This window comes from Stenotrophomonas genospecies 3, from assembly GCF_054473855.1.
In genome coordinates, this window is record NZ_JBTMUR010000003.1 from 39512 (window position 1) to 61404 (window position 21893).

Genomic DNA, 21893 nt, shown 5'->3' on the forward strand with positions numbered 1-21893 from the left:
AAAGCGGGCATTCCGCAGGTAGGCGGGACGGTGTGGGTAGGCAGGACACGCCGTAAACCCTTCCATGGGGGCTCGATGGCGCCATCCATGGCGCCAACGGTCCTGCCTACCCACACCGTCCCGCCTCTGACAGATTTCCGCGGCTGTTGGTAGGTGTCGGCCTGGGTCGACACATCCGTCAGATATCGAATGATTCATCCACGCATGGCGTGGATCTACCGTGTCGACCCACCCCGCCATCCCGCAGGAAGCCAGCTTTTGCTGTTGCTTCGGCTGTTGCTGGTGCTGTTGCTCCCGCTCGTAGCGGGTGCAGGGCGCAGCCCTGCCGAAACCCCCATTCTCAGCCGTCGCCCTGGATGCCGCCGGGGGCCTGCGTCGGGTCGCGCCAGCGGCGCACCGTGCGCTGGAAGAACAGGTTGTTCGGCAGCTGCAGCACCGTGCCCTCGTGGCCGTCGCCGGTCTCCTGCAGCGTGGTGTAGATCAGGTTCACGTCGATCACCCGGCCCTTCAGGCCCGGCTTCTCGCCGTTTTCCAGCACCTCGATGTAGTCGTGCAGGCGGAACGGGCGGGTGGTGAAGATCAGCAGCGTGCAGAAGATGTTGGACAGCACGCTCCACGCCGCGAAGAAGGCCACGGCGCCTACGGCTGCGAAGCCGGTGAACGCGGTCCACAGCACCGACGGCTTCGCGCCGAGCAGGCTGAGGATGTACAGCAGGGCACTGAAATAGACCACGAAACTGGTGATCCGGCGCGCGCCCATCACCATTTCCGGCGGCAGCGTGTAGTGCTCGGCGAAGCGGCGGATCAGGCGACGGGCGAGCACGCGCAGGAGCCATGCGACCAGCAGCACCAGTACGATCTGCAGCGCCACGCCGGCGTAGTTCAACCACGGGTGGGTCCAGGCGGGCAGGTGATCCTTCAGCGACAACATCATGGGGCGAAAACAGGCGGCGGGAACGGCCCCTGATGTTACCCGGCGCGTGCGGGGGATTCGACCGCCGGGTTCCAGGCCACGCACAACAGCTCCTGGCGGTGCTGCTGCAGGCAAGCGCGGCCATTGTCGGGACGCAGCTGCAGTGACAGGCCCAGCGCCTGCAGCAGGACACAGGCGGTGATCACCAGCAGGGCGGCGCAGGATGGGCTGGACATGGCAGGACTCCTGGACGGCAATTTCGCGAAGGACCTTTCATGGATGCAGCAGCCACCCAGAAGGTTGCATGCCATCGATCATCGATCGGCTCTAAACCTTTTCCCGGGTCGCCGCATCCAAGCGATATGCTCGACACCACCATGCCCGCGCCGCCTGCCGCCAACGACGCCGTCGATGAACCCGCCCTGGTGCGGGCGGCGGCCGCCGGTGATACCGCTGCCTATGAACTGCTGTACCGGCGCCACGCGCCCCGTGTATTCGCTGTGCTGTGGCGGCTGTGTGGCGGCCAGCAGGCACGCGCCGAGGACGCGCTGCAGGAAGCGTTCCTGCAGGCTTGGAAGGCGCTGCCGGGCTTCCGTTTCGAAAGCAGCCTGTCGACCTGGCTGCACCGGCTGGGCGTCAACGCGGCACTGATGGAGCTGCGCGGACGTGCGGGCGGGCAGGATCACGACAGCCTCGACGAAGTGGACGGAGGGTTGCAGGAGCTGGCAGTGCACGATCGTTGCGCCGGCACCGAACGCGACCTCGAACGGGCACTGTCGACACTGCCGCCACGGGCACGTGCGGTACTGGTACTGCACGACATCGAAGGCTGGAAACACCAGGAAATCGCCGAACAGCTGCAGATGGCCGTCGGCAGTTCCAAGGCACAGTTGCATCGTGCGCGCGGCCTGTTGCGCGCACGGCTGGGAGACATGACATGAGTACACACGACCACGATTCCGACCACGATCTGCTGGCCCGGCTGCGCGCGCTGCCGACCGAACGCGGCGTACCCACCGATGGCTGGGCACGCCTGTCGGCGCAGCTGCCGCCGCGTGAACCGCAGGCGGCACCTGCGCCGGGCGACAACGTGGTGGCCCTGCCAGCGCGCTCGCGGCGTCGCTGGTGGCTGCCGGTCGGTGCGGCATTGGCGGCCAGCCTGGCGCTCTACGCGGTGGCACCGTGGCGGCATGCGCAGCCGGAGGTGCCGGTACCTTCAGCGCTGCAGCTGCAGGCGGCGGCGATGACCGAGCAGTACCAGCAGGCCGTCGCTTCGCTGCCCGATGGACGGGCGCCGGAATGGCAGCCGGCGCTGCACGAACTGGATGAAAGCGCAGCGCAGATCCGTGCCGCCTTGGCGCAGGACCCGCGTGCGCCGCACCTGCTTGGCCAGCTCAAGCGCACCTACGCGCTGCGGCTGGAACTGACCCGGCAGGCGGCCTATGCCGCCGAGTCCGGCTTGACGACCTGAGGAGACCCCCATGACCCGAACCCTGATTTCCTGCTGTGTCGCGCTGCTGCTGGCCCCTGCCGTGGCGCTGGCCGACACCCGCATCGACGTGCGCCACACCCTGGCCGCGGGCGGTCGCATCGAGCTGAGCAATGTGGCCGGCAAGGTGACCGTGCGTGGCTGGGACCGCAATGACGTGCAGCTCACCGGCACGCTCAGCGACGGCCTGCAGCTGCGTCAGGAGAAAAGTGCCAACCGTGTGCGCTGGGAGATCGAATACCCGCGCCGCAGCAGCAATGGTGGCGCGACGCTGGTACTGAACGTGCCGCGCTCGGTGGAGCTGCTGCTGAGCACGGTCAGCGCCAGCCAGGACATCAGTGGCATCGATGTGCGACGGCTGCAGGCCGACACGGTCAGCGGCAGCCTGAGCGCGGCTGGCCGCAGTGGCGACAGCAAGCTCAACACGGTCAGTGGCAGCGTCAGCGCACGCCTGCAGACGCCGAAGCTGGACGTGAACACGGTCAGTGGCCGGATCGAGGCCGGCGGCGGCGTGTCCGGTGATATCGGTGCGCAGACGGTGTCCGGCCGGGTCGAGGTGGACGCCGGGCGCGTGCAGCGGCTGGCGGTGGAGACCGTCTCGGGCAGCATCGATCTGGCAGCGGCCGGGTTGGCTCCCGGCGGCCGCATCAACGTCGAATCGGTCAGTGCCTCGGTCACGCTGAGCCTGCCGCGCACGGTGTCGGCACAGCTGTCGGTGAACAGCTTCAGTGGTTCGATCAACAGTGACGCCGGGCAGGTGGAGCGGCCGCGCTATGGGCCGGGCAGCCACCTCGATACGCGTCTGGGCGGCGGTGATGGTGACATCCGCATCCAGTCGCATTCGGGCAGTGTGCGGGTACGCCTGGACCGCTGAACGCGATCCGGCAGGCCGCGGCGGCAGCGCCGCCGCGGTCGGTACTGGGTCAGCTGGCTTTCTTCAGCGCCCAGGTGGTGCCGAGGACTTCGATCTTGCCACCGGCCTTGCGGAACGCTGCCAGGTCCGAAGCGATCGAATCGCTGCTGACCACAGTGCTGGCGGCCGCGCCCTTGCGTTCGCTGCGGATGCTGTTGCTGGCCTTCGCGGGGGTCTTTGCCTTGCGGGGCATGGTTGCTCCTGTCAGGTGGAAGGGGAGGAAAGCGCCCAGGCATCGGCCTGGCGCAGGTAGTCCTGCCGCTCGCGGCGGCAGTCATCGCCGCCCATCGAAAACTGGCGGCAGATCGCCGGGCGCTGCGAATAGATCGTGCAGCGCAGGTGATAGGGATCGATCGCCGCGCACCAGCCTTCCTCGTTGCGCGCCATCACGGCACGGCCGTGGGTGTCGCGTGACAGAAACTGGCCGGGCACGTGGTCGCCGGGCTGCAGCAGCACGGGCAGCCGGCAACAGACCGCGTCACAACGGCGGCAGTCGATGGGTGCAGGTGCTGCGTCAGGTTGTAAGGCCACAGGGGCCTGGCGGGTGCCCAAAGCGGGTCTCGATGGCGGCTCAGGTGCTGCGCGGACCATGAACGAGCCAGGAAGGCATGGCCGCTAGGCCCGCGGGGCGGGCCAGGCTGCACTGTGGACACACACCGGCGTGGCCGGCGGAAGGTGCAGCGTGGTTCTAGCCGACCAAGAGTAACTTAGACCGCGTAACGTTTTGTTAATCCTGGCTGGCTGCCGCCAGCGCAAGGCCCTGGACCACGCCCAGCGAGGGCTCGCCGTGGACCATGCGGGCCCCCGGGAAGGCCTCGGCCACGGCCTGGCGCAGGTAGCCGGCACGGGACATGCCACCGGTCAGGAACACCGCGTCCGGGTCGCCGCCGATGTCGCTGCGGACCTGGGCCAGCAGCTCGCGGATCTGCTCCAGGTAGCCATGGGCGGCGGCGGCCAGGCCGTCGGCGCTGCTGTCGGCATGCAGGTCGCGGGCGATGTAGTCCAGCGTGCTGCGGTGCTCGCTGGCGGCGCTGAGGGCAATCTTGGCGCGTTCGACATCGCGGTACAGGCGGGCGGTATTGCCGGTGTCCTGCAGGGCCTGCAGGCGCGCGCCCCACGGGTCGTCGACGTGATCGTATTTGTGCTGGCGGAAGTCGCGCTGGCGCGTCATGTCCTGCACGGTGGCGGCTTCCACGTAGTGGTGGGCGGGCACGCGGGTGATGCCGCGGCCGAACAGCGGCATGTAGCTGGACAGGCTCAGCGCCAGATCGATGTCGGTACCGCCACGGGCGATACCCCAGGCGCGGTGGATGCGCGGCGCAGCATCGCCACCAACCTCGGCGTGGGCGATATCGGTGGTACCGCCGCCGATGTCAACGATCACCGCCTGGTGCCGCTCGCGGCTTTCGGCGTGGTAATGCATGGCCGCCGCGGCCGGTTCCTCGAGGAAATCGATCTGGTCGAAACCGGCCTGGGTGGCGGCTTCGCGCAGGATGTCCAGTGCCTGATCGTTGCCGGCCGCGCCGATCGAGCTGCGGAACTGCACCGGGCGGCCGAGCAGGGCGGCACGCAGCGGCTGGCCAAGCTGGGCGCTGGCGGTCAGGCGGATGTGCTCGAGGATGTGCGCGGCGATGCCGGTGATGGTCTGCTTCGCGCGCGGGTGCAGGTTGTAGCCCAGCATCGACTTCGGGCTCTGCACCAGGTTGCCTTCGTGTTCCTCGAAATAGGCTTCCAGCGCGTCGTCGCCGTAGACCGCGTTCTGCAGCAGGTCGCTGGCGCTGCGCTCCTTGCCGGCGCGGGCTTCCATCCATTCCCGGCGCAGTGCGCGCAGGGCTTCGCGGCGCAGCGCCTGCGGCGTGCGTTCCTGGCCGGCGGCACGGGCCGCGCGCGCGGCGCTGTCGATCATCTGCTGCAGCTCGTGTTCCTGGCCGGCGTCGAGCTGGAAGTCGTCCGGGTCGGGCACCACGCCAGGGAAGTACACGCTGGTACGGAACTGCTCGGCGTCGCCGAAGCGGATCGGCAGCAGTTTCCCCTCATGCACGATGGCGGCGGCGGAGTTGCTGGTACCGAAGTCGATGCCGAGGCGCATGGGGAGTTCCGGGGGCGATCAGGGGCCGCGCACTCTGCTGCAGTTCGTCGCCGACTGCAAGTTCCCGTCGCTTGCCGGTGTGGAACGAGTCAAGGAGTTTCCCGGGCACCACCCCCGAAAAGAGGGGGGAAGGGCTGGGCGGTTACAATGGCGGCTGTTGATTCACTTTGAGGTACTTGCTGATGTCTTCTGCCCCCGCCTGCCCGCAGTGCACCCTGGAAAACACCTACGCCGATGGTGCGCTGTGGATCTGCGCCGACTGCGGTTTCGAATGGACCGCCGAGGAAAGCGCCGGTTCCACCCTGGTCGTGCGTGACAGCAACGGCAACACCCTGCAGGCCGGCGACACCGTCACCGTGATCAAGGACCTGAAGGTCAAGGGCTCCTCGATCCCGCTCAAGCAGGGCACCGTGATCCGCAACATCCGCCTGGTCGAGGATGACGCCGAGCACATCGAAGGCAACTCGGACAAGATCAAGGGCCTGGTCCTGAAGACCTGCTTCCTCAAGAAGGCCTGATCGCCTTCAGCGCTTGGCCTGCTGCTGCGCGCGCCAGCGGGCCAGGCTGTCCAGCTTGGCCTGGTAGCGCGCCTGCTCCGGCGCGCCCCCCAGTTCCTGTGCACGCAGCAGTTCGCGATCGGCGCGCTTGAGCTGGCCAGCCAGGAAATAGACGCGTGCCAGCCCGAAGTGGAACTGATGCGCGGTGTCATACAGGCGCACGGCCTGCCGGTAATAGCGGATCGCCTGGTCCAGCTGGCCGGCACGTTCGGCCTTGGCGCCGAACATGTACTGCGCGAACGGGTCTTCGCGCTGCACCGACTTCAACCGGCGCTCAAGTGACTGCGCCTGCGCGGTCAAGCCCAGGCTGCGGAACAGCGCGGAGGCATTGGTCAGTGCGGCATCCTGGCGGCCTTCCAGCTGCAGCGATCGGTCCAGCGCCTGCCGCGCCGCCTCGTTGTTGCCTTCGCGGTGGTCGAGCACGCCGAGGTTGTTCCACACCGGAGCGAACCCGCTGTCCTGAGCCAGGGACGCGTCGAAGAATGCACGCGCGCCGACGAAATCACCGTCGGCGAGGCGCTCCGCACCCCGGTTGTTGTAGAAATGCGCCAACGCCCGCGCACGGCTGACGGGAACCGGCCCGCGGCGGTCATAGAGCACATTGCGGTCCAGATCGACGGTACCGAAGCGCCCACCGACGTCGACGCCGGCGTTGACATGGCCGACGCTGTAGACCACGCCCGCATCCTGGTCCTGGTACCAGGACACCACCTGCCCGACTTCCTGCACGCGGGCCTGGATGCCAGCCTCCCGCGCAAGCGTCACGAACAGCAGGGTGAAGGCCAGGCAGTTGGCGCGGCGGTGTTGCCAGATATCGCTGACGGTGTAGGTCGCATTGGCGTCGTACTGCAGGTCCAGCCCGTGCTGGTCGAAGATCATCTCCACGAGCGCCTGCAGCCGCTGGTCGCGGGAGTAGCTGCGCTGGATCACCTGCTTCTGGAGCATCGCGCGCAGGTCCGCGGGAATGGCGAACACTTCTTCCGGGGTCGGCACACGTGCGGCCGACACGGTGATGGTCGGGGTCGTCACCACATAGGCGGGCGGTGCCTGGCCTGCGCCGAAGGCAGGAGCACAGAAGGCCAGCAGCGAAAGAGTGAGGCAATGGGCGGCAGAACGGTACATGACGGTTCCCGGCAGCGGCGGGCGCTCCCGCCTGTGGCGAGTGTATGCCCATGGATGTCCGGCTGCAGCGACCGTTGGTCGGCGCCGCGTTCATCCACAACCGGTGTGGACCAGCGCTCGACAAAGCTGTGGACAACTGGCTCCGGGCCCCGCCCGGCAAGCGTTGTGAGTGCGTGGTGAAAAAACCGCCAGCTTGCCCGGCGCCGGCACAGGCGGGATGATCAGGTCATGGACTTCTCACCGCTGACGCTTGCCCCGGCGCAGTGGCAGGCGCTGCAGGACAGCTATGCAACGCCGCCACGGGCCTACCACCACTTCGGCCATGTGCGCGCGGTGCTGCAGCACTGCCAGGAGGTCGCCGATGGCCCCGGCTGGAAGCAGCCGGCCGAGATCTATCTGGCCGTGCTCTATCACGATGCGATCTACCAGGCGGGGCGCAAGGACAACGAGGCGCGTTCGGCGCAGCTGGCTCTGCAGGCGATCGCACAGGCGCCAGAGCTTGCCACTGTCGACGCCGCTCGCGTGGAGCAATTGATCCTGCTGACCGCCCGCCACGGCGCGCTTGGTCCAGAGGATGTGGATGCCGAGGCGGCGCTGTTCCTGGACTGCGACATGGCCATCCTGGCCGCGCCGGAGCCGGTGTTCGCTGCCTATGACCGTGGCGTGGCCGAAGAATACAAAGGGGTGGTGCCGGGCTTCCTGTACCGTGCCGGCCGTCGCCGCTTCCTGCAGGGCCTGCTGCGCGCTCCGCGGATCTTCCTCAGCGGGTTCTTCCACCAGCGCCTGGACGCGGCCGCCCGTGACAACCTGCGACGTCAGTTGGGCGTTTGAGCCGGCCCGGTACACTGGTGACCTGTTTCCAATGATTGCCGTTTCCGACCGTGTCCGTCCCTGATCCCGATCCCCGCCCGCTGCCACCGGAAGAACCCGGCCCCAACGAATGCTGCGGCAGTGGTTGCCCGCTGTGTGTGCTGGACCTGTATTCCGATGAGCTGCAGCGCTACCGCAAGGCGCTGGCCGAGTGGAAGACGCGGCATCCAGAGGCCGCACCATGAGCCGTGCACGCCCGGCGGCGGTGCTGGCGCTGGTGGCACTGGTGCTGTTCGTGGCCACCGCGCTGTGGACCCAGGTTGCGCGCAGTGATCTGGACTGGGTGCGGGCGACCTTGAGCCTGTACCTGCACGGGCCGTGGGGGCTGGCATTGCGCGCTGCCTACTGCCTGCTGGCGCTGGCCATTGCGGCGCTTGGCATTGCGCTGTATCGCGGCAGCATCGGCCCGCGGCGCAGTGCGGCCGCACCATTGCTGTTCACGGTTTCCGCGCTGGGCCTGGCGACGGTCGCCATCGGCGACAGCTGGCTGCCTGAAGCAACACCGCTGCTGGCACCGTTCATCCATGGGCTGGCAGCCAACACGGCGTTCCTGTGTGCCAGCGTCGGCATGCTGCTGCAGGCCTGGTATCTGCGCCGCGAACCGGGTTGGCAGTCCGCTGCGGGCCTGCTCTGGGGCTGGGCATGGCTGGCCTTTGTGCTGCTGTGGCTGCATGTGCTGTGGCGTGGTGGTCCACCGCGTGGGCTGGGACAGAAAGTGGTGATCGCGGTGATCGTTGGCTGGCTGCTGTATCTGGCGATGGCGCTGTACCGTCGCAGCCGTCGGGCCGCGGCCCACTGAATCCCCAACGGCCTGCGCCGGTACGTGCCGTGCACGCGGCGGCGGCGTATCGTGTGCGCATTCCATCGGGGATGCGATATGAAGCGTGCAGGGCTGGGCAGGGCAATGGGTGTGGTACTGGCGCTGGCCGCGCTGCCGGCAACGGCGGCCGTGACCCCGCAGCAGTTCAGCCATGGGCGGTTCGAGCAGATTCCGGTGCACATGCCATCCGGCACGCCGCAACGGGTGGTGATCTGGTTCCACGAACCCACGGCCGGTGGTGACACCAGCCGCCTGCCGATCGAGGCCCTGCGTGCCGATGGCGCGCTGGTCGCGGCAGTGGACATTGCGCACCTGCGCGGTGTGCTCAAGCGCGAGGGGGACCCGACCTGTTCGTTCGGTTCCGGTGACGTCGAGAATTTCTCACGTTGGCTGCAGGCCTCGCTGCATCTGCCCGGCTACCACCTGCCGCTGGTCGGCGGTGATGGCGAAGGTGCCGAGATGGCCTATTCGCTGGCAGCGCAGGCCGATACCCAAGTGTTTGCCGGTGTACTGACTACCGGCTTCTGCCCGGACCACAACCACCAGCGCATGGTCTGCGGCGATGGTGTGAAGCACGACAGGCTGCAGCCGGCCGAACTGAATTTTCCGTGGTTGAGCGCGGCCGGTGACCGCGGCTGCAAGGTCGGCCAGGCCAGCGCGTTCGTGCAGCAGGTCGCGATGGCACGCGAGTTCAAGCGCACCGCGCGCGGTGATGCGTCACCGGGCCTGGTGGCTGCGGCACGGGTGATCGGCGCGCAGGCCGGCGTCAGCCTGGCACCGCCGCCTGCTGCACTGAAGGGCCTGCCCGTGGTGGAAATGCCGGCGACCGGCAGCGGCGATACGCTGGCGGTGTTCGTCTCCGGTGACGGTGGCTGGGCTGGCCTGGACAAGAACGTGGCGTCGTCACTCAACGAGCATGGCGTGGCGGTCGTCGGCATCGATTCGCTGCGCTACTTCTGGAGCGAGCGCACACCGAAGGGCTTTGCGGGCGACCTGCAGAAGATCATCGACCACTACCGCCAGCAATGGCGCCGCGACAAGGTGATGTTGATCGGTTTCTCGCAGGGCGCCGACGTGCTGCCGGCCACCATAAACCAGCTCGACGTCGGCACCCGTGAGGCGCTGGAGCGCATCGTGCTGCTGTCGGTGGGCAGGAAGGCCGACTTCGAATTCCATGTCAGCAACTGGCTGGGCGGTGGCGGCGACGGCCTGCCGATCGCACCGGAAGTGGCCAGGCTGCCGGCGGAAAAAACGCTGTGCGTGTACGGCGACAAGGATGAGGACGCGCTGTGCCCGGATCTGCCGGCCAATGACGGCGTGAGGAAGGTGAAGCTGCCGGGCGATCACCATTTCGGTGGCGATTACGACCGCCTCGCCGAAGTGATCCTGAAGGGCGGGGTGTAGCGTTTGGTAGACGCCGATCTTGGTCGGCGCTGGGGCTGAAGGCGCCGCGGGCTGAGCGTGTCGACCAGGGTCGACACCTACCAGGCGCATGTAGCGTCGAGCCACGCCCGACGGCTGTTGGTAGACGCCGACCTTGGTCGGCGCTGGGGCTGAAGGCGCTGCGGGATGAGCGTGTCGACCAAGGTCGACACCTACCAGGCGCATGTAGCGTCGAGCCACGCCCGACGGCTGTAGGTAGACGCCGACCTTGGTCGGCGCCGGGGCTGAAGGCACCGCGGGATGAGCGTGTCGACCAAGGTCGACACCTACCGGGCGCATGTAGCGTCGAGCCACGCTCGACGGCTGCTGGTAGACGCCGACCTTGGTCGGCGCTGGGGCTGAAGGTGCCGTGGAATGAGCGTGTCCACCAAGGTCGACACCTACCAGGCGCATGTAGCGTCGAGCCACGCTCGACGGCTGTTGGTAGACGCCGACCTTGGTCGGCGCCGGGGCTGAAGGCACCGCGGGATGAGCGTGTCGACCAAGGTCGACACCTACCAGGCGCATGTAGCGTCGAGCCAGGCTCGACGTCTGTTGGTAGACGCCGATCTTGGTCGGCGCTGGGGCTGAAGGCGCCGCGGGATGAGCGTGTCGACCAAGGTCGACACCTACCAGGCGCATGTAGCGTCGAGCCACGCCCGACGTCTGTTGGTAGACGCCGACCTTGGTCGGCGCTGGGGCTGAAGGCGCTGCGGAATGAGCGTGTCGACCAAGGTCGACACCTACCGGGTGCAGGTAGCGCCGGGTCATGCTCGGCGGATCGCGGCTTCAATTCCGCCGCGGATCCAGCGAGATCAGGCGCGTGGCATCCAGCAACGCGGCCGGCAGGTGCATGCCGCCGGGTGCGGCCAGATAGCGCGGTCGCCACTGCGGGTCGAACTTCGACTTGAAGCGGCGCAGGCCACTGAAGCCATAGAAGCGTTCGCCATGCCGCGCCAGCAGGCCGGCCAGTCGGTTCCAGCGCCCAGCAAGGCGATGCTGGGCCAGTCCGGACAGCGGCGCCATGCCCAGCGAGAAGCGCGCATAGCCCTGAGCGCGGCCCCACAGGAACAGCTCGATGAACAGGAAGTCCATCGTGCCCTTCGGTGCTTCGTTGACGTGGCGCATCAGGTCGACCGACAGCTCGGCGCCGGCCGGTGCCTGCCACAGGTTGGCGAACGCCACGATCTGGCCCTCGGCCTCAACCAGCGCCACCGGGAAGCGCACCAGGTAATCCGGGTCGTAGCTGCCCAGCGAGAAGCCCTTCTCATCGCCGGCCTTGTCTTCCAGCCATGCGTTGGAAATTGCGTGCAGGCGCGGCAGCAGGCTGGGAATTTCCTCCACCGGTGCCACGCGGAAGGTCAGGCCACCGCGCTTGCCCCGGTTCCAGGCTTGGCGCAGATCGGCGCGTTCGCGGCCTTCCAGGCCGAAGTCATGCAGCGGCACCATCGCTTCCTCGCCCAGCTTGACCAGGCCCAGGCCCAGGTCGAGGTAGGTCTGCCAGTAGGTCTCGCCCACCTGGTAGAACACCGGGCGCAGGCCCAGCCGGTCGGCTTCCTCGCGGAAGCGCCAGATCAACGCGCGCGCCACGTCAGGCGGGCCGACCGGATCGCCCATCGCGATCAGCGAACCGCCGTAGCGCTGCATCATCACGAAGCCCTGTTTCGCGTCATCGCGCAGCACCGCCTTGTCGGCGGTCAGTACCAGGCAGGCCTGGGTATCGGTGGCACCGGCCAATACCGGCGCCAGCGACTGCAGCGTGGCTTCGTCGGCGGGTTGCAGCGGGCTGCGCGTGCTGTGCAGCAGCCGCGCCAGGCCGAACATCACCAGCGCGATGGCGACCACCAGCAACGCACGCAGTGCGCGCGGTGCATTGCCCGACACCGCGAACTGCCACCACAGCTCGTTCTGGTATTCGACATGACTGTAGGTGAAGAACAGCAGCCAGGTGACCGCAACCAGCACCAGGCCGAGATTGCGCAGCCACGGCCACGACCAGGCTTCGTCCAGCAGGGTACCCTGGCGGTAGAACTCGCGGCGTGCGGCCCACAGTGCCATCGCCACCAGCACTGCCGAGACCGCGATCAACAGCTGGCCACCACGCAGCCACAGCGGCAGCGGGGTGATCACGCACACTGCCATCGCCAGCATCCACGCCGCATGGCTGCGCCGGGCCAGGCCCTGGCCGATCAGCAGCAGTGCAACGCCGCTGAGGCTGCCAATCAGATGGGATGTCTCCAGGATCGGCAGCGAGGCATTGACCAGGTGACGGCGAGGCGTCGGCAGCGTGCCGTCGATGACCAGCGCGGCGCCGATGCTGAACACCGCCAGCGCGATGATCTGCGGCAGCCACGGGCGCAGCGCGTTCCAGCCGGCGCGGGTTGCGCCGGCACTGGCCTGCAGCGGCTGACGCAGTGCCGGCGCGAGCGCGAGGAGCGTGGCCAGCACCAGCGGCAGTACGTAGTAGGTGACGCGGTAGATCAGTGCAGCCGCCAGCACCGCAGCCGGTGCCACCTGTGGCAACAGCTTCAACAGGCTCCATTCGAATACGCCCAGGCCCGCGGGAACCGTCGAGACCAAGCCGGCCAGCACTGCCACCAGGTACAGGCCGACGAAGCCCGGCAGGCCGGTCGGCGTGGAGTCCGGCAGCAGCACGTAGAACGCGGCACTGGCCAGCACCAGCTCGATCACGCTGAGCACGGTGACGCCGATCATGGTGCGGCGGTCGGGCAGCCACAACGCGTGGCCGAACACGCTGAACTGCCGTCCATCGCGGCCGACCAGCAGCACCGTGGCGAGGTAGGCGAGCAACGCGACGATGCCGACGATACGTACCGCATTGGGATCCAGCGGCAGCGCCAAGGCTGCGGCAGCCGGTTCCATGCACAGCGCCACACTGATCAGCAGCCATGCACCGAACACGAAGCCGAGCGTGCTCATCAGCACCACCTGGCCGATCTGCGCCAGGTCCAGGCCGGCGCTGCGGTAGCCACGCAGGCGCACCGCGCCGCCGGTCAACGCGGCAAAACCCACGGTCTGGCCCAGCGTGTGCGCAAGGAATGCAGTGATGCCGACGCGCGCGGGGTGCACGCGGATGCCGCTGCGACGCAGGCCGATGGCATCGAAACCGATCAGGCAGGCGTAACTGGCCAGGCCGAGTAGCACGGTGAGCGCGATCTGCGTGCCGCTGAGCTGCCGGAACGCCTGGCGGATGGCGCGATAGCCGTGCTCGTCGAACTCGTTGGCCAGGCCGTGCAGGGCCAGGGCGAGGATCAGCAGGGGGATGACGATGGTGGCAACCCGCTTCCAGGTTGGCGTGGAAGAGGCGGTGGTGGAGTCGACGGGGGCGGTCATCGGCGCAAGGGTGCGGCAGGAGGGGCGAGGGCGGTGTCAACGCGGGCGTGGCGCATCGTGCGCCTGTCATCGTCATTTGACCAGTGGGACCGTCCGAGTCCGGTAGTGACGTGTCGCGGAGGATGCCCGTGCACCCACCGTCGACCGGTTTGGAGGACAATGCAGGCCTGATCAACCGCAGGAGCCACGCCCATGATGGAGCGTTACGACGTCGGACCGCGCATGTCCGAAATGACCGTATACAACAAGGTCGCCTATCTCTCCGGCCAGATTCCGGAAGACACCAGCCAGGACATCACCGGCCAGACCCGGCAGGTGCTGGCGGAAATCGACAAGCTGCTGGCGTTGGTCGCCAGTGACCGCCAGCACGTGCTGCGCGCCGAGGTGTTCCTGGCCGACATGGCCGACTTCGACGGCATGAACAAGGCGTGGGATGAGTGGGTGGTCGAGGGTGCGACCCCGGCGCGTGCCACGGTCGAGGCCAAGCTGGCCCACGCTGACTGGAAGGTCGAGATCGTAGTGACGGCGGCGGTACCGTAACGGCAGGCAAGGTCAGGTCCCACCAGCGGAGGGTAGAGTCGACGGTTAGTCGACTATCGCGCGCAGCGCGGGGTTTTTCGCCGCCGGAACGAAGAGCAGTCGACCAACAGTCGACTCTACCCCGCCGCTCCACTGCCGGTTGGTCTGGTGGCTACGTTGGCACCAGCTCGATGCAGTCCACCGGGCACGGTGGAATGCACAGCTCGCAACCGGTGCACAGATCGGCAATGACCGTGTGCATGTACTTGGCGCCACCGACGATGGCATCCACCGGGCAGGCCTGGATGCACTTGGTGCAGCCGATGCAGTCGGCTTCCACGATCAATGCCACCTGCGGCGCCTTGTGCTCGCCGCGCGAACGATCAAACGGAATGGCGGGTACGTCCAGTACCTGCGCCAGTGCGCGCGCGCCAGCGTCGCCGCCCGGCGGGCAGCGGTCCACGCCTGCCTCGCCGCGCGCCATGGCCTGCGCGTACGGGCGGCAGCCGTCGTAGCCGCATTGCCCGCATTGGGTCTGCGGCAGCAGGCGGTCGAGGCGTTCGGTCAGGGGAGGAATCAGGCTCATGCGTGGCGAAGGCTGCGCGTTGGGGTTACTTCAAGGGTTTGCCACGGAACCAGCGCTCGTGGGCCAGCGCCAGCATCGGCTTGTCCTCGGAACTGTCACCGTAGGCATGGATGCGCACGTAGCGTGACAGATCGAACTGGCGGCGGATGTGCTCGACCTTGCGCGGGCCACAGTCGCCACCGGCATAGCGACCTGTGAGACGGCCGTCCTGGCTCTCCAGCCGGTTGCAGATCAACTGCAGGCCCAGCTGTTCGCACCACGGCCGCAGGTACAGGTCCAGCGAGCCGGACACGATCACCACGGTGTGCTGCTGTTCCTTGTGCCAGCGGATCTGCTCCAGCATTTCCGGGCGCACCACGTCGGGCAGGAACTCACGCGAGAAGCCGGCGGCCAGCGTGGCGATGTCATCGCTGTGGCGGTCGCTGAAGGTCAAACGGGTGACGTGCGCGCGGATGCGCTCGGCCGAGATCAGTTTCAGCTTGTATGCGGCCAGCCACGGGCCGACTTTCCACCACGCCTGCGCCAGCTGTTCGGCCGTGGCCACGCGGCGCAGGAATCGGCCATAGGTATCGCAGGTGGTCACGGTGTGGTCGAAGTCGAACAGCGCCAGTTCCATTCCGTTGCCTCCCATCGCGTTGCCCCGAGGCCGGTGCTGCCGGCGGGCGTGGCCGCAACCACGCCCGCTGCGGGCATCAGCGGACCGGCATGCCCGGCTGCGCGCCGCCGTCGGCGTCCAGCAGCGCCAGCGCGCCGCCGTCGAAACCGGCCGACAGGATCATGCCTTCGCTCAGGCCGAAGCGCATCTTGCGCGGGGCCAGGTTGGCGATGAACACCACACTGCGGCCGACCAGCTTCTCCGGCTCGCCGTAGCTGGCGCGGATGCCGGAGAAGATCTGGCGCTTGCCCAGCTCGCCGGCGTCCAGTTCGAAGCGCAGCAGCTTGTCAGAACCTTCCACGAACTCGCAGACCAGCACCTTGCCGATGCGCAGGTCGAGCTTGGCGAAATCGTCGATGCCGATGTAGGCCGGAGCATCGGTACCCTTGGCTTCGTCCTTGGCCGGTGCCGGTGCCAGTGCGGCCGGCTTGGCGGCGCCGGTCTTGGCGGCGGGGGCGGCAGCGGCGGCCGGCTGCAGGGTGTCCTTGGAGGCGTCGATCATGGCGTCAATCTTCTTCGGGTCGATACGGGTGAACAGCGGGGTGTACTCGGTGATGCGATGGCCCAGCAGCGGCTGCGCCAGTTCGGTCCAGTCGGTCACCGGCGCGGCCAGGAAGGCCTCGGCCTGCGCAGCGGTGGCCGGCAGCACCGGCTTCAAGGCGGTGACCAGCACGCGGAACAGGTTCAGGCCCTGGCTGCACACGGCCTGCAGCTGCGCGTCGGCGCCATCCTGCTTGGCGATCACCCACGGCTTGACGTCGTCGATGTAGCGGTTGGCTTCGTCGGCCAGGGTCATGGTCAGGCGGATCGCCGCGGCCGGATCGTTGCGCTCGTAGGCTTCACGGATCGGCGCCAGGCCGTCGACGAAGCGCTGGTACTGCGCCGCATCGGGCAGCTGTGCGGCCAACTGGCCGTCGAAACGCTTGCTGATGAAGCCGGCGCAGCGGCTGGCCAGGTTGACGAACTTGCCGACCAGGTCGGCGTTGACGCGGGCGATGAAGTCACCCAGGTTCAGGTCGAGATCGTCGACGCCACCGCCGGACTTGGCGGCGTAGTAGTAGCGCAGCGCTTCCGGCTCCAGGCCGGCGTCGAGGAAGGTACGCGCCATCACGAAGGTGCCGCGCGATTTGCTCATCTTGGCGCCGTCTACGGTCAGGTAGCCGTTGACGTGCAGGCGGGTTGGCGCGCGGTGGCCGGTGCCATGCAGCACCGCCGGCCAGAACAGGCCGTGGAAGTTGACGATGTCCTTGCCGATGAAGTGGTGCAGCTCGGTGGCGGTGCCGGCGCGCAGATGCGCTTCGAAGTCTTCGCCGAGCTTGCCGCACAGGGTCTGGAAGCTGGACAGGTAGCCGATCGGCGCATCCAGCCAGACGTAGAAGTACTTGCCCGGCTGGCCCGGAATCTGGAAACCGAAGTACGGTGCGTCGCGCGAGATGTCCCACGCGCGCAGGCCACCTTCGGCATTGAGCCACTCACCCAGCTTGGCCTTCACGCCCGGCAGGGCGACATCGCCGGCCAGCCATTCGCGCAGGAATGCATCGAAGTGGCCCACCTCGAAGAAGAAGTGCTCCGAATCGCGCATTTCCGGCGTGGCACCGGAGATGACCGAACGCGGCTCCTTCAGGTCGGTCGGCGCATAGGTGGCGCCGCAGACTTCGCAGTTGTCGCCGTACTGGTCGGGGCTGCCGCAGTTCGGGCAGATGCCCTTGACGTAGCGGTCGGGCAGGAACATGCCCTTGGCCGGGTCGTAGAACTGCGCCACCGAGCGGCGGCTGATGTGGCCGGCCGCTTCCAGCTTCAGGTAGAACTGCTCGGTCAGCGCCTTGTTGGCCGCCGAATTGGTCGAGTCGTAGTGATCGAAGGCCACGCCGAAGGCGGCGAAGTCACGTTCGTGACTGGCCTGGATGTTGGCGATGAAGGTTTCCGGGGTGACCCCGGCCTTCTCTGCGGCCAGCATGATCGGCGTGCCGTGGGTGTCGTCGGCGCAGACGAACCAGGCCTTGCCGCCACTCATTCGCCGCGCACGCACCCAGATGTCGGCCTGGATGTAGCCGACCAGGTGGCCCAGATGCAGCGGGCCGTTGGCGTAGGGCAGGGCGGTGGTGACGAGCGCGGTACGGGTCATGGTCGCGGGGTGAAGCCGAGGGGAACCGCAGAGTATCGCATGCCCGCAACGACGTGACCCGGCCGAAGCCGGGTCACGGGGATGAAGCGGGGCCTGGGGGCTTATTCGCGCTGCCAGGTCTGCGCGCGGCAGATGAAGGCAATGCAGCCGGACACGTCCAGCTTGGTGCCGCCGGGCTGCAGTTCCATCTTCGACTTGTAGGTCTTGCCGTTGGCCGGGTCGAGGATGGTGCCGCCGGACCACTTGTTGGCGCCGTCGGCCTTCAGGTTCCAGAGAATGGTCATGCCCTTCACCGGCTTGTTCTTGTTGGCGCCTTCACAGCCGTCGCAGACCGGGTTCGGGCCCTTGTCCGAGTGCAGGATGTCGACCACCTTGCCGGTCAGCGTGCCGTTGGCGGCCTGGCTGATCTCGACGATCGACTTCACCTTGCCGGTTTTGTCGTCGATGGTCTTCCAGCGGCCGGCGGCGCCGTCGGCGGCCTGTGCCGACAGGGCGGCCAGGCACAGCGGCAGTGCCAGCAGCAGGGTCTTGAAGGTCTTGCGCATGGTCCCCTCCCAGGGTTCATTCCGGCACGATGCCGGTACGGGTCGACTGTATACCCATTCGGCGGGGTATGGGGAAGGGGGGGGCTTTGCAGGGCTGCGCCCTGCACCTGCGGGGGCAACAGCAACTGCAACAGCAACAGCAACTGCAACAGCAACAGCGGGCTATCCGTGGGATGGCGGGGTGGGTCCGGTTGCGGGGGGCGCTGCAAGTCCCCCTCCGGGGCCCGGCCCAGCCGCTGGCGGCTGTGCGTTCGGGCGCTTGCGAAGCAATGCTTCGCAAGCAAAGCGCCCTCACCCATGTAAGCTCGGTCGCCGCATCCATGCGGCTCACGCCCCCGCAACCGGACCCACCCCGCCTTCGACAGGTCTCCGCGATCTGTTGGAATGCCACGGCCTGCTCTTGGTGGGTGTCGACCTTGGTCGACACGTAGATCCACGCCATGCGTGGATGGGCCTCCGCGATTGAAAATCGCTCACGCGATCTCGTACAACTCCAGTGGAAGGTCGTCGGGGTCGGCGAAGAAGGTGAAGCGTCGGCCGGTGTATTCGTCCACGCGGATCGGTTCGCAGGCGACACCATGCGCGGCCAGGCGCTGGATGAAGGGTTCCAGTGCAGCCACCCGGAACGCGAGGTGGCGCAGACCCTGGGCCTCCGGGCGGCTGGGACGGGGCGGCGGCGAGGGGAAGGAGAACAGTTCCAGCTGGCCGCCGTCGGGCAGGGCCAGATCGAGCTTCCAGGAATCGCGTGCGGCGCGGTGGTTCTCGGCCAGCACGCGCAGGCCGAGGATGCGCACGTAGAAGTCCTTCGAGCGTGCGTAGTCGCTGCAGATCAGTGCGGCGTGGTGGATGCCCAGCAGGGCGTCGGAACCGGGGGTCATTGCAGGGTGTCCAGCCAGCGCTGGGCGATCTTCTGCGCCAGCGGATAGGGTTCGGGGTCGTTGCGGTTGGTCAGCACGATCACGGTCAGGTGCTTCTCCGGGTGGCGCACGATCACGATGCGGAAGCCGATGCTCTCGCCGCTGTGCCATTGCACCGGACCATTCAGCCGCCAGCCGAAGCCGTAGTGCGGCACATCCGGTTCGGGCGTCGATGTCGCGGGGCTGAACATCGCCCGGCGCGAGGCCTTCGACAGCAGGCGGTCGTCGTACAGCGCGGCATCCCAGCGGGCGAGATTGTCCAGCGAGGAGTAGATCCCGCCGTCTCCCAGTACTGCGCTGGTAGTGCTCTGGTCGGTGCGCTGCCAGCGGCCATCGATCCGGCTGTAGCCATAGGCGCGTGCGGCGACCGTGTCCACGCCGTCCTGGTGGGCCACGGTATGCGTCATGCCCAGCGGGCGGAAGATGCGTTGTTGCAGGAAGGCGGCGAAATCCTGGCCGGATGCGCGGCCCACGATCAGTGCCAGCAGTGCATAGCCGCTGTTGCTGTAGCGGTACTGCGTGCCCGGCGCGAAGTTCAGCCGGTCCTGGCGCGACAGCAGGGCCAGCACATCGGCATCGTGTACCTGCCGCGTGTCTGCCGGGTCCATCAGGTCTTCGTAGTCGAGCAGGCCGCTGGTATGCGAGAGCAGGTGGCGGAGGGTGATGCCCGCTGCAGCCGGTGGCAGCTCGGGCAGCCACTGCCGGGCCGGCTGGTCCAGCCCGAGCCGGCCGTCTTCCACCAGCAGCAGCACCGCCGCAGCGGTGAACTGCTTGCTGACCGAGGCCAGCCGGAAATTGCTGGCGGCTGTGACCGGGGTGCCGTCTTCGACCACCGCAAGGCCGTAGCCACGGCGGAACACCGGCTGCCCGTCATGCAGCACCAGCACTGCGGCGCCGGGCACCTGGCCATCGTAGGCCTGCATCAGGCCGTCGATACCGGCATCCGGTGGGGTCAGCACCGGTGCGGCGGCGGCCGCCAGAGGCAGCAGGCCCAGCACGGCGGCGAACAGGGCGACGGCAGGGCGCATGGTGGCTCCGGAAGCGTCAGGGCGAAGGTGTGGGCGCAGCGCTGGCCGGCTGTGCCATCCAGCGCTCCATCTTGCGGTCCAGCACGTCCAGAGGCATCGAGCCGTCTCTCAGCAGTTCTGCATGGAAGCGGCGCAGATCGAAGGCTGCGCCCTGGCGTGCCTTGGCCTTGTCGCGCAGGGCAACGATGGTGGTCAGGCCGGCGACGTTCGACAGTGCCTGGCCGGGCTGGGCCATGATCCGCTCGACTTCGGCGTTGGCATCATCGCTGCTCATGTCCACCGTCTTCTGCAGGTAGGCCACGGCCTGCTGCTTGCTCCAGCCCTGTGCATTGACGCCGGTGTCGGCGACGACGCGCGCGGCGCGCAGCAGGCGTGAGTACAGGTAGCCGATACGGTCGTAGGGATCGGTGTAGACGCCGAGGTCTTCACCCAGCGTTTCGGCGTACAGGCCCCAGCCTTCGACGAACGCAAGATCGCCACCGAGGCGACGGAAGCGTGGCAGCTTGGCCAGTTCCTGCTGCAGGCCCAGTTGCACGTGGTGGCCGGGGATCGCTTCATGCAGGTACTGCACCGGCACGTTCCAGCGCTTGCGGCTGGGCAGGTCGCGGGTATTCACGTACAGCACGCCCGGTTGCCCGGCCGGTGACGGCTGATAGGCCGCTGCTGGGGCGGTCAGCGCACGTTCCGGTTCCACCGCGCGCACTTCGAGAGTGGACTTGGGCAGGGTATCGAGCACCTGCGGCAGGCGTGCGTTGACCTGCTGCTGCACCTGGCGATAGCGGTTGATCAACGCATTGGCGTCGCCGTACTGGAACTGGCGGTCGTTACGCATGCTGCGCAGCAGCTTGGCCGGCGTGCCGCGCAGCTTGGCGTCCTTCATCACCGTGGCGATCTGCGCCTGCAGTTCCTGCACGCGCTGTTCGCCCAGCGCGTGCAGCTGCGCGGCGGTCTGGTCGCTGGCCGTGGTCTGCACGATCAGGTTGGCGTACCAGGCCTGGCCATCGGGCAGTGCGCCCAGGCCGCTGCTGGTGCGCGAGGCGGGCAGGTATTCGGTGGCGATGAAACCGCGCAGGGCGCGATAGGCCGGCATGATGCGCAGTTCGATCATGCGCTTGTATTCGGCGCTGATGCGGGCCTTGTCCTCGGCCGCGATGGTGTTCGGCATGGTGCGGATCGGCGACCAGAAGATGCTCTCTTCGGCGGTCGGCTTGATCACTGCATCCAGCTGCGGCAGCACTTTTTCCATCAGGTCGCGTGGCTGCACCACGCCGGCCTTCATGCCCTGGCGCATGTTGTCGATGGCCTGGTCGAACAGCTCGGGAATGCCGAGCGAACGGCGCGACCAGGTGTCGTAGTCCTGCACTGTGTTGAACGGCTGCGCGCCGGCACCTGCACCGAGGATCGCCATGATGCTGCCGACGTTGTAGTACTGGCTGATCGGCATCATCCAGCTCGGGTAGCGCTCGGCGGCCAGCGAAGCGCGCGCGTCGCGCACGAAGATCTCGTAGCTGAGCAGGTCCTGGCCCTGCAGGCCGTCGCTGCCGAGTTTCTCGACCTTGCCCAGCCACTCGGTGGTGAAGTCGTGCGATTGCTGGCGCCACGCGGCGGACAGGATGTTGGGCAGCTGGTCGTTGTAGCGGGCCTCGCCCTGGAAGGTTGCCTGCAGCGGATTCAACCGCATCGAGGCATCCCAGTATTCGTCATACAGGCGCTCCAGCTGCACCTGCTTGGGTACGGCGCGGGCCGGTGCGACCGGACGCGGCGTGGCGCGGCGCGCCGAACTGCCACGGGCCGGCGCGGTAGCGCGGGCAGGCCGGGCCTTGGGCTTGGCGGCCTGGCGGGTCTGCGCGGCGGCAGGGCGGCTGGCCTTCTTTTTCGCTGCTTCGGCCGACGGCACGGCGCTGAACAGGAACAACGCGGCGATGGCGGCGGCCAGGGCGCGGGTGGGATGCGGCATCAGGAGCTTCCG

General features: G+C 67.8%; 23 protein-coding genes. 9 read left to right on the forward strand and 14 right to left on the reverse strand.

The window, feature by feature from the left end:
• Window positions 1–340: 340 nt before the first annotated feature.
• On the reverse strand, window positions 341–934 hold the full coding sequence (locus tag ACX9OT_RS05030) for a mechanosensitive ion channel domain-containing protein (RefSeq protein WP_081352322.1): 594 nt from the start codon (window positions 932–934) through the stop codon (window positions 341–343).
• Between the two features lie 35 nt (window positions 935–969).
• Entirely contained in the window at window positions 970–1149 is a 180-nt protein-coding gene (locus ACX9OT_RS05035) for a hypothetical protein (RefSeq protein WP_189720790.1), read from the reverse strand.
• 126 nt (window positions 1150–1275) lie between these two features.
• Here ACX9OT_RS05035 and ACX9OT_RS05040 point away from each other — a divergent pair, with 126 nt between their 5' ends.
• Genes ACX9OT_RS05040 through ACX9OT_RS05050 form a run of 3 tightly spaced genes read left to right on the forward strand, consistent with a single transcriptional unit; the run spans window position 1276 to window position 3276 of the window.
• A complete protein-coding gene (locus ACX9OT_RS05040; RefSeq protein WP_032129359.1) occupies window positions 1276–1854 on the forward strand; it encodes an RNA polymerase sigma factor in 579 nt (192 codons plus the stop codon).
• Window positions 1851–2384 (forward strand): hypothetical protein, encoded by a 534-nt coding sequence (locus tag ACX9OT_RS05045; protein WP_032129360.1) that lies wholly within the window; start codon window positions 1851–1853, stop codon window positions 2382–2384. Before ACX9OT_RS05040 ends, ACX9OT_RS05045 begins: the two co-directional genes overlap by 4 nt.
• 10 nt (window positions 2385–2394) lie before the next feature.
• Window positions 2395–3276 (forward strand): DUF4097 family beta strand repeat-containing protein, encoded by an 882-nt coding sequence (locus tag ACX9OT_RS05050; RefSeq protein ID WP_459001257.1) that lies wholly within the window; start codon window positions 2395–2397, stop codon window positions 3274–3276.
• 49 nt (window positions 3277–3325) lie between these two features.
• On the opposite strand, the gene ACX9OT_RS05055 is transcribed toward ACX9OT_RS05050, so the two are convergent.
• The 3 genes from ACX9OT_RS05055 to ACX9OT_RS05065 all read right to left on the reverse strand — a co-directional run bounded on the left by ACX9OT_RS05055 (window position 3326) and on the right by ACX9OT_RS05065 (window position 5404).
• Window positions 3326–3508: a hypothetical protein gene (locus ACX9OT_RS05055; protein ID WP_005410566.1), complete on the reverse strand. Its 183-nt coding sequence runs from the start codon at window positions 3506–3508 to the stop codon at window positions 3326–3328.
• Between the two features lie 11 nt (window positions 3509–3519).
• A complete protein-coding gene (locus ACX9OT_RS05060; protein WP_053462562.1) occupies window positions 3520–3813 on the reverse strand; it encodes a YkgJ family cysteine cluster protein in 294 nt (97 codons plus the stop codon).
• Window positions 3814–4042: 229 nt separating this feature from the next.
• Entirely contained in the window at window positions 4043–5404 is a 1362-nt protein-coding gene (locus tag ACX9OT_RS05065; protein ID WP_071228695.1) for an Hsp70 family protein, read from the reverse strand.
• Window positions 5405–5586: 182 nt separating this feature from the next.
• Between ACX9OT_RS05065 and ACX9OT_RS05070 the strand changes: the two genes are divergently transcribed.
• Window positions 5587–5922: a zinc ribbon domain-containing protein YjdM gene (locus tag ACX9OT_RS05070; RefSeq protein WP_010482882.1), complete on the forward strand. Its 336-nt coding sequence runs from the start codon at window positions 5587–5589 to the stop codon at window positions 5920–5922.
• 6 nt (window positions 5923–5928) lie between these two features.
• On the opposite strand, the gene ACX9OT_RS05075 is transcribed toward ACX9OT_RS05070, so the two are convergent.
• Window positions 5929–7083, reverse strand: a complete 1155-nt coding sequence (locus ACX9OT_RS05075; protein WP_071228697.1) for a tetratricopeptide repeat protein — start codon at window positions 7081–7083, stop codon at window positions 5929–5931.
• Between the two features lie 228 nt (window positions 7084–7311).
• On the opposite strand from ACX9OT_RS05075, the gene ACX9OT_RS05080 reads away from it, so the two are divergent.
• The 4 genes from ACX9OT_RS05080 to ACX9OT_RS05095 all read left to right on the forward strand — a co-directional run bounded on the left by ACX9OT_RS05080 (window position 7312) and on the right by ACX9OT_RS05095 (window position 10177).
• Window positions 7312–7914 (forward strand): HD domain-containing protein, encoded by a 603-nt coding sequence (locus ACX9OT_RS05080; RefSeq protein ID WP_071228698.1) that lies wholly within the window; start codon window positions 7312–7314, stop codon window positions 7912–7914.
• Between the two features lie 50 nt (window positions 7915–7964).
• Window positions 7965–8138, forward strand: coding sequence for an oxidoreductase-like domain-containing protein (locus ACX9OT_RS05085; RefSeq protein WP_049398321.1), 174 nt, complete (start codon window positions 7965–7967; stop codon window positions 8136–8138).
• Window positions 8135–8752 (forward strand): DUF998 domain-containing protein, encoded by a 618-nt coding sequence (locus tag ACX9OT_RS05090; RefSeq protein ID WP_032130397.1) that lies wholly within the window; start codon window positions 8135–8137, stop codon window positions 8750–8752. The genes ACX9OT_RS05085 and ACX9OT_RS05090 overlap by 4 nt, the downstream gene beginning before the upstream one ends.
• A 78-nt stretch (window positions 8753–8830) precedes the next feature.
• A complete protein-coding gene (locus tag ACX9OT_RS05095; protein WP_071228699.1) occupies window positions 8831–10177 on the forward strand; it encodes a virulence factor family protein in 1347 nt (448 codons plus the stop codon).
• An 807-nt stretch (window positions 10178–10984) separates the two neighbouring features.
• On the opposite strand, the gene mprF is transcribed toward ACX9OT_RS05095, so the two are convergent.
• On the reverse strand, window positions 10985–13549 hold the full coding sequence (mprF, locus tag ACX9OT_RS05100; protein ID WP_459001263.1) for a bifunctional lysylphosphatidylglycerol flippase/synthetase MprF: 2565 nt from the start codon (window positions 13547–13549) through the stop codon (window positions 10985–10987).
• 192 nt (window positions 13550–13741) lie between these two features.
• On the opposite strand from mprF, the gene ACX9OT_RS05105 reads away from it, so the two are divergent.
• Window positions 13742–14089, forward strand: a complete 348-nt coding sequence (locus ACX9OT_RS05105; RefSeq protein WP_005410556.1) for a RidA family protein — start codon at window positions 13742–13744, stop codon at window positions 14087–14089.
• Between the two features lie 151 nt (window positions 14090–14240).
• On the opposite strand, the gene rnfB is transcribed toward ACX9OT_RS05105, so the two are convergent.
• The 7 genes from rnfB to ACX9OT_RS05140 form a co-directional block, all read right to left on the reverse strand.
• Window positions 14241–14654 carry an Rnf electron transport complex subunit RnfB gene (gene rnfB, locus ACX9OT_RS05110; protein ID WP_080291848.1) on the reverse strand — a complete coding sequence of 138 codons (414 nt, stop codon included), beginning with the start codon at window positions 14652–14654 and terminating at the stop codon, window positions 14241–14243.
• A 25-nt stretch (window positions 14655–14679) separates the two neighbouring features.
• On the reverse strand, window positions 14680–15270 hold the full coding sequence (locus ACX9OT_RS05115) for an HAD family hydrolase (RefSeq protein WP_329811059.1): 591 nt from the start codon (window positions 15268–15270) through the stop codon (window positions 14680–14682).
• A gap of 76 nt (window positions 15271–15346) precedes the next feature.
• Window positions 15347–17434, reverse strand: coding sequence for a methionine--tRNA ligase (metG, locus tag ACX9OT_RS05120; RefSeq protein ID WP_459001266.1), 2088 nt, complete (start codon window positions 17432–17434; stop codon window positions 15347–15349).
• A gap of 101 nt (window positions 17435–17535) precedes the next feature.
• On the reverse strand, window positions 17536–17979 hold the full coding sequence (locus tag ACX9OT_RS05125; protein ID WP_071228702.1) for a DUF2147 domain-containing protein: 444 nt from the start codon (window positions 17977–17979) through the stop codon (window positions 17536–17538).
• A 473-nt stretch (window positions 17980–18452) separates the two neighbouring features.
• Complete coding sequence (gloA2, locus tag ACX9OT_RS05130; protein ID WP_005410551.1) at window positions 18453–18857, reverse strand: SMU1112c/YaeR family gloxylase I-like metalloprotein; 405 nt, start codon at window positions 18855–18857, stop codon at window positions 18453–18455.
• Window positions 18854–19924, reverse strand: coding sequence for a serine hydrolase domain-containing protein (locus tag ACX9OT_RS05135; RefSeq protein WP_459001269.1), 1071 nt, complete (start codon window positions 19922–19924; stop codon window positions 18854–18856). Before ACX9OT_RS05135 ends, gloA2 begins: the two co-directional genes overlap by 4 nt.
• A 16-nt stretch (window positions 19925–19940) precedes the next feature.
• On the reverse strand, window positions 19941–21881 hold the full coding sequence (locus tag ACX9OT_RS05140; RefSeq protein ID WP_459001271.1) for a DUF885 domain-containing protein: 1941 nt from the start codon (window positions 21879–21881) through the stop codon (window positions 19941–19943).
• Between the last annotated feature and the right edge of the window lie 12 nt (window positions 21882–21893).

What these genes read in the sequence shown, in the direction of transcription:
- ACX9OT_RS05030 (WP_081352322.1), bottom strand. Translation starts at nt 934, where the DNA reads ATGATGTTGTCGCTGAAGGATCACCTGCCCGCCTGGACCCACCCGTGG.
- ACX9OT_RS05035 (WP_189720790.1), bottom strand. Translation starts at nt 1,149, where the DNA reads ATGTCCAGCCCATCCTGCGCCGCCCTGCTGGTGATCACCGCCTGTGTC.
- ACX9OT_RS05040 (WP_032129359.1), top strand. Translation starts at nt 1,276, where the DNA reads ATGCTCGACACCACCATGCCCGCGCCGCCTGCCGCCAACGACGCCGTC.
- ACX9OT_RS05045 (WP_032129360.1), top strand. Translation starts at nt 1,851, where the DNA reads ATGAGTACACACGACCACGATTCCGACCACGATCTGCTGGCCCGGCTG.
- ACX9OT_RS05050 (WP_459001257.1), top strand. Translation starts at nt 2,395, where the DNA reads ATGACCCGAACCCTGATTTCCTGCTGTGTCGCGCTGCTGCTGGCCCCT.
- ACX9OT_RS05055 (WP_005410566.1), bottom strand. Translation starts at nt 3,508, where the DNA reads ATGCCCCGCAAGGCAAAGACCCCCGCGAAGGCCAGCAACAGCATCCGC.
- ACX9OT_RS05065 (WP_071228695.1), bottom strand. Translation starts at nt 5,404, where the DNA reads ATGCGCCTCGGCATCGACTTCGGTACCAGCAACTCCGCCGCCGCCATC.
- ACX9OT_RS05070 (WP_010482882.1), top strand. Translation starts at nt 5,587, where the DNA reads ATGTCTTCTGCCCCCGCCTGCCCGCAGTGCACCCTGGAAAACACCTAC.
- ACX9OT_RS05075 (WP_071228697.1), bottom strand. Translation starts at nt 7,083, where the DNA reads ATGTACCGTTCTGCCGCCCATTGCCTCACTCTTTCGCTGCTGGCCTTC.
- ACX9OT_RS05080 (WP_071228698.1), top strand. Translation starts at nt 7,312, where the DNA reads ATGGACTTCTCACCGCTGACGCTTGCCCCGGCGCAGTGGCAGGCGCTG.
- ACX9OT_RS05090 (WP_032130397.1), top strand. Translation starts at nt 8,135, where the DNA reads ATGAGCCGTGCACGCCCGGCGGCGGTGCTGGCGCTGGTGGCACTGGTG.
- ACX9OT_RS05095 (WP_071228699.1), top strand. Translation starts at nt 8,831, where the DNA reads ATGAAGCGTGCAGGGCTGGGCAGGGCAATGGGTGTGGTACTGGCGCTG.
- mprF (WP_459001263.1), bottom strand. Translation starts at nt 13,549, where the DNA reads ATGACCGCCCCCGTCGACTCCACCACCGCCTCTTCCACGCCAACCTGG.
- ACX9OT_RS05105 (WP_005410556.1), top strand. Translation starts at nt 13,742, where the DNA reads ATGATGGAGCGTTACGACGTCGGACCGCGCATGTCCGAAATGACCGTA.
- rnfB (WP_080291848.1), bottom strand. Translation starts at nt 14,654, where the DNA reads ATGAGCCTGATTCCTCCCCTGACCGAACGCCTCGACCGCCTGCTGCCG.
- ACX9OT_RS05115 (WP_329811059.1), bottom strand. Translation starts at nt 15,270, where the DNA reads ATGGAACTGGCGCTGTTCGACTTCGACCACACCGTGACCACCTGCGAT.
- metG (WP_459001266.1), bottom strand. Translation starts at nt 17,434, where the DNA reads ATGACCCGTACCGCGCTCGTCACCACCGCCCTGCCCTACGCCAACGGC.
- ACX9OT_RS05125 (WP_071228702.1), bottom strand. Translation starts at nt 17,979, where the DNA reads ATGCGCAAGACCTTCAAGACCCTGCTGCTGGCACTGCCGCTGTGCCTG.
- gloA2 (WP_005410551.1), bottom strand. Translation starts at nt 18,857, where the DNA reads ATGACCCCCGGTTCCGACGCCCTGCTGGGCATCCACCACGCCGCACTG.
- ACX9OT_RS05135 (WP_459001269.1), bottom strand. Translation starts at nt 19,924, where the DNA reads ATGCGCCCTGCCGTCGCCCTGTTCGCCGCCGTGCTGGGCCTGCTGCCT.
- ACX9OT_RS05140 (WP_459001271.1), bottom strand. Translation starts at nt 21,881, where the DNA reads ATGCCGCATCCCACCCGCGCCCTGGCCGCCGCCATCGCCGCGTTGTTC.